7 protein-coding genes and 1 pseudogene are annotated in these 7,326 nt (G+C 66.2%); 1 reads left to right on the top strand and 7 read right to left on the bottom strand.

Features of this window, described 5'->3' with window-relative positions; genetic code table 11:
* A pseudogene (locus VXJ37_RS18030) lies at positions 1–182 on the bottom strand (hypothetical protein); the annotation flags it as partial.
* A 274-nt stretch (positions 183–456) separates the two neighbouring features.
* Between VXJ37_RS18030 and VXJ37_RS18025 the strand changes: the two are divergent.
* Positions 457–996: a MarR family winged helix-turn-helix transcriptional regulator gene (locus VXJ37_RS18025; RefSeq protein WP_331324411.1), complete on the top strand. Its 540-nt coding sequence runs from the start codon at positions 457–459 to the stop codon at positions 994–996.
* A gap of 76 nt (positions 997–1,072) precedes the next feature.
* On the opposite strand, the gene VXJ37_RS18020 is transcribed toward VXJ37_RS18025, so the two are convergent.
* The 6 genes from VXJ37_RS18020 to VXJ37_RS17995 form a co-directional block, all read right to left on the bottom strand.
* A complete protein-coding gene (locus VXJ37_RS18020) occupies positions 1,073–1,360 on the bottom strand; it encodes a hypothetical protein (protein ID WP_331324410.1) in 288 nt (95 codons plus the stop codon).
* A gap of 44 nt (positions 1,361–1,404) precedes the next feature.
* Complete coding sequence (locus VXJ37_RS18015; protein ID WP_331324409.1) at positions 1,405–2,541, bottom strand: baeRF2 domain-containing protein; 1,137 nt, start codon at positions 2,539–2,541, stop codon at positions 1,405–1,407.
* 161 nt (positions 2,542–2,702) lie between these two features.
* The gene (locus VXJ37_RS18010) at positions 2,703–3,044 is read right to left on the bottom strand and encodes a hypothetical protein (RefSeq protein ID WP_331324408.1); all 342 of its coding nucleotides are present in this window, start codon (positions 3,042–3,044) and stop codon (positions 2,703–2,705) included.
* A 23-nt stretch (positions 3,045–3,067) separates the two neighbouring features.
* Positions 3,068–4,318, bottom strand: a complete 1,251-nt coding sequence (locus VXJ37_RS18005) for a D-arabinono-1,4-lactone oxidase (RefSeq protein ID WP_331324407.1) — start codon at positions 4,316–4,318, stop codon at positions 3,068–3,070.
* A gap of 115 nt (positions 4,319–4,433) precedes the next feature.
* Positions 4,434–6,212: an amidase gene (locus VXJ37_RS18000; protein ID WP_331324406.1), complete on the bottom strand. Its 1,779-nt coding sequence runs from the start codon at positions 6,210–6,212 to the stop codon at positions 4,434–4,436.
* The gene (locus tag VXJ37_RS17995) at positions 6,209–7,312 is read right to left on the bottom strand and encodes an agmatine deiminase family protein (RefSeq protein ID WP_331324405.1); all 1,104 of its coding nucleotides are present in this window, start codon (positions 7,310–7,312) and stop codon (positions 6,209–6,211) included. The genes VXJ37_RS18000 and VXJ37_RS17995 overlap by 4 nt, the downstream gene beginning before the upstream one ends.
* Between the last annotated feature and the right edge of the window lie 14 nt (positions 7,313–7,326).

Here is a 7,326-nt window from a genome sequence, read left to right as displayed (position 1 = left end):
GCGGAGGCAGCATGGCCGGCCACGTTCGAAGCCTCATCCTTGGCTGCCTGCGTCTTGGAAGCATCACCCGAATCCGTGGAGTAGGAGGCCTGGCGGGAATCGACCTCTCTTGCACCGTACGGATCGGCAAGGGCCGGATCGGTGACGGTGTGTGGGGTCTGGGGCCATTGGTTCTCTGTCATCTTCGCTCTCTTTCAGAAAGGGTTAGCTGGGCGATCAAGAACCAGCAGTGCTGGCGACTTAGTAAGCAAGGTTACTAATTAGATACTAAGCACACTTCCCATTTTGATTGCAAGGGGTACTGCTCTCCGGATTTGGTCTTTTCGGGCAACTGGAGGGCTTTAAGGCCATCGGATAGTAAGCCTACTTGCGAATATGTTGCTAAGCATGCTTATTGTAGGGGTGTAGCGACGCAGGGTGACCAGCACTTCGCCAACTACAGGAAGGCCGCGGCCGATGACCAGCAATCTCGATCCGGACGCCCGGAGCAGCTACCGCCTGATCACCTTGGCGGCCCGGCTGATCCAGCGGCGCCAGGACGATGCACTGGCCCCCCTTGGCCTCACCCGTGCCGCCGTTATCGCACTGGAAGGCCTGACGGGGGGACCACTGAACCAGGAACAACTTGCCGAGGCGATCAGGGTCCAAAGCCAGACCCTTGGCCGTGTCCTGACCCGCCTTGAAGCGACGGGACATATCACCAGGACCCGCCACGCCGCGGACCGCCGGCAGCTGAAAGTTGAGCTTACGGATGCCGGCGTTGCCGCCGTGGAGGCAGCACGCCAGGCGGAAGTCAATGCCTACCCGGACGATCCGGACATCGCCTGGAAGGCGCTCCGGGAGGAACTGACGAAATTTGTCCGCGCCGTGCCGCTGAACCGCGACACCGGCGTCGTCCCATTTGCTCCGCCCGAACACCGGACCGGGCACGCGCACCGAACCCAGGCCGGACGGGCAGGCGGTCTCCGGGGCTGGGAGCAGCCGGGCCAGAATTGAGGCCGGCCGATGTCCGGGCGACAGAAAAGGGCATTGCGAAAAAGACGGTGGTCCATTGGGGGCCACCGGCTTTTTCCTAGCCTTTGTCTTCCGGTTCTTCCTCCAGCAGGCCCCGTTGCGCGAGGTCTGCGGCGTCGGCCGCTTCCGGCGGCAGCGGGTCGGTGGCTGGCGGAACGTCGCCGGGAGCATAGTCGGCGAGCCCGGCTGCTACCCGTTCCTGCTCCACTGCCCTCTGGTAATCGTCGTCGTCAACGTCCTCGGGCATCTTCCCGTGCCCCGTGCGGGTGGGGTTCGGAAGAGCATCCTCCTCCGGGACCATCACGCTGTCCAGGACGTCATCCGGGTCTTCATCTGCAGTGCTCATTGGTGCACCTTCCATTCGATAAATTCCTGCAACTGCGGTAAGGCCTACGACGACGGGACGTCAGGTCCGGAGGACCAGCGCAGCAGTGCCGCGATATGGACGCCGTCCGGCAGGACCGCGCCCGGAACCAGGAGGACCCGGGCATCGGTAAGCGCGGCCGCCCGAAGCAGCGCCGCAGGGGCGGGCACCTCGCCCAGGATTCCGGCAGCCAGGGCCTCCTCCTTGGCGGTGGCGATCCACGGCTCCGCGCCGAGTGCCAGCATGGTCCGGCCGGACAGGGCGGCATCATCGAAGACCAGGAGCTCCACCTGGGCCTGCTGGAGGGCGTGCACCACGGCTCCGACCCCATGGGCGGCCTCCGGGTTGGCCTGGCCCTCCCGGACCGCCAACTTGTCCATGACCGCTTGTTGCTCCTCGGCCCACACCTCGGCGACGTGCTTGTTGACCTGGTCCTCCAGGTCGGCACTTTCCGCGCCGGCTGTATGGGTGTGGGAATCCACTTCGGACAGCAGTGCCCTGCTTGCCTCGGAGAGGTTTTCCTTGACGAGGCCACGGGCCCGGATGTCGCCGGCGAGCACGATGAGCCGGGCGCCGCTGGAGCTGGCTACCCTGTCAATTTCACCTGCCACTTCATCGGCGTTCCGGCGCCAGACGTCCTCGGTGTGGTGTTGGAACCGCAACTCGGACCAGCCTCCGCCATGGAACTTGTGAAGGTGCTCGGACTCGCCCTCCACTTCCTGCACGCTGCGGGGAGCGCCGGCACCGGCACGGTACAGCCGGATTTCACCATGGTCGCGGCTGACTTCCGCCACAACGTAGGGAAGCTCTTCGGGCCGGTGCTTGACCAGGGGGAGCAGATCCGGAACGGGTTCCAGTGCCATCCGCTCAGGCAGGACCAGTTCGCCGGGGAGCACCTCGTTGACTTCCGTTTTTCCGGCGTGCACCAGGACAAACCTGGCCACGGGGGAGGGCATTCCCGTAGCCGGTTGAAGTGCCTGTTCCATCGCGTCGATGTCCGCCGCAGCCGCTCCTTGTGCTTCGAGTTGCGCGTGGGTGTTCCCGGGCCGCACGTCGCCGGCTTCCAGGCTGTCAACTGTTCCGGTGCCGGCATCCACGTAGGCGGTGCACCAAGGGCCGGGGAGGCGGTAGAGACCCGCGAACTTCTGCAGGCTGCTGGTCACTGTTCCCCCTCCTCTTTGCTGGAAAGGGTGAAGGGGGCCCTGCCGCGTTCTGCCATGACGATCTCCTTCGCGCGTGACTCAGCATCACAGGCTTGCCAGTTCGTCACTTCAAGGTAGCACCGGCGACCCGGGGGCTGAAGGGTCTTCCGGCCCCTTGAAGATCAACGCCGGCAGGCGTCCTTCAGGGCCTGGATGGAGTCGGGTGGCACTTGGTCCCCGGACTGCGCAACCTGCCCCAAAGGCGTCGTGATGTCCGCTGGAACCCCTGCCGACTTTGCTGCCGAAACCAGGCCTGCCAGCGCCTTCTTGTCCCCGGGGCTGACCAAGCCGTTCTGGACGACGGCGCAGATTTGCCGGGTGACTTCCTGTGCTGCGGAGGAGGCGGCCCTGGAAGCGGCGTCGCTGGCGGCGGTGCCCGCGGCCTCCCCTGCGGCGCCGCATCCGCTCAGCAGCAGCGCAGCGGCGAGGACGGTGGCGGGAACGACGGCGGGCCGAAAAGTCATGCCTCCAGCGTACCGTCGGCTTCCTACCGTCGCGCAGGGACCCCGAGGATGGTGTCCAGCAGCCCGTTCCGGAATTTGCCCTCCGGATCGAGGCCGTCGGCGAAGGAGCGGAAGTCTGTGAACCGGGGGTACAGGGCCTCCCAGTCATGGCCCTCCGGAGTGAAGAGCTTGCCCCAGTGGGGACGTGCCCCAAACGGCCGTAACGCATCCTCCAGGACCGGGAGGAAGGCTTCCACCTCGGGCTGCATCGGTTTCCAGGTGAAGTGGAGCGCCACGCTCTGCTGTTGATAAAACGGGCTGAGCCAGAACTCATCCGCGGCCCCGGTCCTGATCTCAGAGACGAAGAGCAGGGGTGCCAGCTGTGCCGCAAGCCCGCGGACGGCCTGGAGGGCAGCGGGAGCGTGCTCCAGGGGAAGGATGAATTCGCTTTGGAGTTCGTCCCCGTTGCTCGGAGTGAACTCGTGCCGGAAGTGCGGCAACCGGTCCAGCCACTGCCCGGGTTCATCCAGTTGTGCGGTGCAGTTCTCCGCGGACATGTCCGGCAGTGGGTGCCGCGCCCTCAGGGCTGCCGTTGCCCCGAACAGGCGGGGGAGTGCGGGCTCGTCATCGAGGGCCTTGAGCCACACCTGGTTGATCGTACCCCCGGTGTAGTCGGTGAACAGGCTCACGCTGTACGCGGCGGACACGATGGCGCTGAACTCCTCAAGCGCGTTCTCCCAGGGCAGGTCCTCAAGGACCCGCTGGCGCATCCGGAAGCTGGGGCGGACTGCCAGTTCCAGTCCGGTGACAATCCCCAGGGCTCCTATGCCCACCACGCTGGCCAGGAACTCGTCTCCATCCGCCCGGGTAAGCGTCACCTGTTCTCCGGAGGCCCTGACCAGGTCGACGGATTCTACGGCGCCGGCCAGGGAAGGGTTGTTCACCCCCGAGCCGTGCGTGCCGGTCTGCACTGCGCCGGCGACCGAGATGTGCGGCAGCGAGGCGAGGTTGTGGATGGCGACCCCGGACTCCTCCAGGGTCCGGCACAGCGCCCCGTAGCTCACGCCGCCGCTGACGCGCACCGTTCCGCGGGCCGAATCCAGTTCCACCTGCTGCGGCAGGGCGTCGAGGAGGACATGGACGCCTTCCGTGTCCCCTACCCGGTTGAAGGAGTGCCGGGATCCCAGGGCTTTGACCCGGGGCGACTTTGTGACAATCTCTGCCAGCTCCGCTACGGATTCCGGCCGCCGGATATCCGCGGAGGAGTATTCGAGGTTCCCTGCCCAGTTCTTCATGGAGTGGCCTTCGCTTCGCAATCGGTTTCCTCCCAATGTCAGCGCTAACAATGGAGGCTGTCAAGGCACTTCCGCAGGCTGGTCGCGGAAGGCCTTCACAGCCCATTGCTCCGGCTTAGCCAGCCCCTTGCGGCACCTCCGCGAGCATCATGGTGCGGGGAGGGGGAACCCGCCGGCTGCCAGTTGCTTCGAAGGCCGCGGCCAAGCGGAGCAGGGCCGTGTCGCTGTAGGCCCTGCCGGCCATGGTGAGGCCAACTGGCATGCCGATGTCCGCGGCAATGCCCATGGGAACGGTCACCGTGGGGATGCCCAGGTGGCGCGGCACCAGGTTCCCATTCGCCACCCACACCCCGTTGCGCCAGGCAATGTCCGCCGAAACCGGGTTGGTGTCCGCATCAGCCGGCGCAACATCAGCGGCTGCCGGAAAGACGACCGCGTCCAGCCCCAGCCGGTCCATCCATTCCTCCAGGTCCAGCCGGCGGGTTGCCTCCAGTCCTGCCAGGCCTTCAGCGAGGTGGGGAATATCCGTCAGCCGCGGGACACCGTGGCTGCGGATCCAGGCGGGGTAGTCCGCGATGTCGTCGTCGAACCCGTCATAGCGGTCCGGCAAGGCGCCTTCGGGTGCGGGGAAGATGGCGGAGCCGTCCACGTCGGCAAGCCGGTTCAGCTGGGGGTCACCGTTGGCGTCCAGGAAGTCGTTCCATGCCCAGGCCGACAGGTCCACGATTTCGCGCCGCAGGTATTCCGGGGACACCAGTCCGCGGGTGGAGATGCTGGGTGCGCCGGGCCGGTCACCTTCGTAGTTGGTCACCACTGGGAAGTCGACCTCCACCACCTCAGCTCCGGCGGCCTCGAGGTCGCGGCGCGCCGCCTTCCACAGTTCCAGGATTGATTCCCGCGTTTCGATCCGCCGGCCGGTGGGCCCTCCGATGCCCGGCGCCTCCGCTGTTCCGGCGTCGGAATCGGCGTTGATGTACATCCGGGGGATGCCCAGCCGTTTGCCCGTGAGTACCTGTGCTGCCGCGCCCGGGTTTGTGACGGCGAGGTCAAGGTACGACGCCGGGCGGACAGCAGATGCCTTGGGCACCGGAATCCACGGCTGGGTCCGCCAAAAGTCCCCGCGGGCCTCGGCGTCGTCCGTTACCACTACGTCCAGGACTTCCAGCATGTCTGCCATGGTGCGGGTGTGGGGAACCACCACGTCCATAGTGGGAACCAGTGGCCAGTTGCCGCGCACGGATATGACGCCTCGGGAGGGGGTGTATGCGCACAGGGCGTTGTTCGATGCGGGCGCCCGTCCGGAGGACCATGTTTCTTCTGCCAACCCGAATGCTGCGAAGCTGGCCGCCGTGGCCGTGCCGGAGCCATTGGACGAGCCGGACGCGAATGCTGCGGTCAGGAAATCCGCGCTGTACGGGCTTTCGGCCCGGCCGTATACCCCGCGCTGCATACCTCCATTGGCCATAGGCGGCATGTTGGTCAGCCCGATCAATACGGCGCCGCCGGTCCGGAGGCGCTCGATGGTGAAGGCGTCCCGCTGCGCCACCAGGTCTTTGAACGCCGGAGACCCCGCCGCGACCGTCAGGCCCTTCACCTGGTAGCTGTCCTTGGCGGTATAGGGGATCCCGTCGAGCGGGCCCAGCGTAAAGCCTGCAGCCCGGCGGCGGTCGGACGCCTGCGCCTCGGCAAGGGCTTCGGGATTCATCACGACAAGCGCGTTCAGGTGTATGCCGGAAGAGTCATACTTCTTACTGCGCTTCAGGTACAGGTGGACAAGTTCCTCGCTGCTCACTTCTCCGGACTCGAGGGCTGCCCGGAGTTGGGCGATGCCAGCCTCCACCACCTCGAACATTTCCACGGTGTCCGCCCTTTGGGTCTGCTCGGCCGTTATCATGCGGCACCACCTGTCGGGCCGGCCGGCTGCTGCTGAGTGATGCAGTGGATCCCGCCGCCAAACGCGAAGATGTCCCTGGCGTCAACCAGTTCCACGGTGCGGCCGGGGTAGGCCCGTTCCAGGATGCCGGCCGCGATGGCATCGTTGGGGTCGTCGAAACTGCAGAGCACCACCACGTCATTGGCCACGTAGTGGTTGATGTAGGACCAGTCCACCCATCCCTCGTCGTCTTTGAGTTTGGTGGGAGCGGGGACGTCGATGATGCGGAGCGGCCGGCCCTGTGCGTCCACTTGCCCGCCAAGGACTGCTTTCAACTGAAGGTAGACGGCGTGGTCGGGATGGGCGGGGTCATCCTGGCGGTGCAGCAGGATGGTGCCGGGTCCGGCAAAGGCGGCCACGATGTCCACGTGCCCGCGGGTGCCGAATTCGTCATAGTCCCTGGTGAGCCCGCGCGGAAGCCAGATGGCTTTCGTAGTGCCCAGGGCCCTGTGGATCTCCGCTTCCACGGACTCCCGGGTTTCACGCGGGTTGCGGGCGGGATCCAGTTGGACCGTTTCCGTCAGCAGTACGGTCCCCTGGCCGTCCACGTGGAAGCCGCCGCCCTCGTTCACCAGGGTGGTCTGCAGGAGAGGGGCACCAATGCCTGCTGCCACGGTCTGCGCCACGGCCTGGTCTTTCCCCCATGCGGCCCATTCCTGCGCGCCCCAGCCGTTGAAGGTCCAGTCCACCGCGGCAATTGAACCGTCCGGCACGTGTACGAACGTGGGGCCGCTGTCCCGCAGCCAGGCGTCATCCAGCGGTACTTCCATGACGTCGATGCGGTCCCCGAGCCATTCCCGGGCAGCGGTGGCGTCCCGCGGATCGGCCACGACCGTGACGGGTTCATACCTGGCAATGGTGCGGGCCACCCCCGTCCAGGCGGCGCGTGCGCGGTCCAGGGTGGGGCTTCCGGTTGGGCCAAAGGTGTCGTTGGGGGGCGGGAATGCCATCCACGTGCGCTGGTGGGCGTCCCACTCTGCGGGCATATGGGTGGAGTTGCCGGCGGAAATGTGGCCAGGGGCGGCGCTGTCCCTGACCGCGGTCGAATAAATGAATGCCATTCATTTATTATGGG

It is taken from the genome of Pseudarthrobacter phenanthrenivorans (assembly GCF_036455295.1).
Taxonomy (GTDB): Bacteria; Actinomycetota; Actinomycetes; order Actinomycetales; family Micrococcaceae; genus Arthrobacter; species Arthrobacter phenanthrenivorans_C.
Note: the sequence above shows the minus strand (reverse complement) of the source record. Positions and strands in the feature narration are given on the sequence as shown.

Bases quoted from the DNA above. Each gene is read 5' to 3' on its own strand.
- VXJ37_RS18000 (WP_331324406.1), bottom strand. From the start codon at position 6,212: ATGATAACGGCCGAGCAGACCCAAAGGGCGGACACCGTGGAAATGTTC.
- VXJ37_RS18010 (WP_331324408.1), bottom strand. From the start codon at position 3,044: ATGACTTTTCGGCCCGCCGTCGTTCCCGCCACCGTCCTCGCCGCTGCG.
- VXJ37_RS18005 (WP_331324407.1), bottom strand. From the start codon at position 4,318: ATGAAGAACTGGGCAGGGAACCTCGAATACTCCTCCGCGGATATCCGG.
- VXJ37_RS18025 (WP_331324411.1), top strand. From the start codon at position 457: ATGACCAGCAATCTCGATCCGGACGCCCGGAGCAGCTACCGCCTGATC.
- VXJ37_RS18020 (WP_331324410.1), bottom strand. From the start codon at position 1,360: ATGAGCACTGCAGATGAAGACCCGGATGACGTCCTGGACAGCGTGATG.
- VXJ37_RS17995 (WP_331324405.1), bottom strand. From the start codon at position 7,312: ATGGCATTCATTTATTCGACCGCGGTCAGGGACAGCGCCGCCCCTGGC.